Here is a 624-nt window from a genome sequence, read left to right as displayed (position 1 = left end):
GGGGTATGGCTGGCATGCTTCAGCTTCTCGGTCTTGAAATGCGGCATGATCACATAGTAGTCATAGGCGTTCCTGTTCTTTTCCAGAAGGTTCAGGAACAGCTCCTCCTCGCAATGGTAGATGAAAAGGCTCGTGTGCGCCGTTCCCCCTATACTCTCTATAAAGGAATTGTAGATGCGCATCTTGTAGGAACTGAGCTTGTTGACCAGGAACAGGATGTTCACCTTGGATATCAGCTTGGTGCGGGCTATGTAGTACCCTTTGCCCTTTATGGAGATGATCACCTTGCGCTCCCTTAGAATACTGTAGGCCTTCTCAACGGTGTCCCGCGAGAGGAGGTACTCCTCGCTGAACCTGTTGATAGACGGGATTTTGTCGTCCATCTTAAGGTTGCCCGAGGATATGTTATGGATAATGGCGTCCACGATCTGCCTGTACTTGGGCACTCGGGAGTTCTCGTCTATGTTGATGAAATTGAATATGTTCATGGGCGATGGTCTTTTCTTTATCGGTGGAACTGCCCCTTGGCGGCACAATAGTAAAGATGAAAAATTATAATCCGCCCAAAATATACATATTTATTTTTTTTGGGCCGAGCGGTACAGTACAGGACGGAAAGCTTTT

The 624-nt window shown here is 47.4% G+C and carries 1 protein-coding gene; it reads right to left on the bottom strand.

The genetic code is table 11. The features are described 5' to 3' along the window. Positions 1 to 488: GntR family transcriptional regulator (locus Q4597_RS19700; RefSeq protein ID WP_303407808.1), on the bottom strand; the 488-nt coding region annotated here is incomplete at its 3' end. Positions 489 to 624: the final 136 nt, after the last annotated feature.

It is taken from the genome of Zobellia sp. 1_MG-2023, assembly GCF_030549125.1.
GTDB classification, from domain to species: Bacteria; Bacteroidota; Bacteroidia; order Flavobacteriales; family Flavobacteriaceae; genus Zobellia; species Zobellia russellii.
The sequence above is the reverse complement of the archived record's forward strand: the minus strand, read 5'-3'. Positions and strand labels throughout refer to the sequence as shown.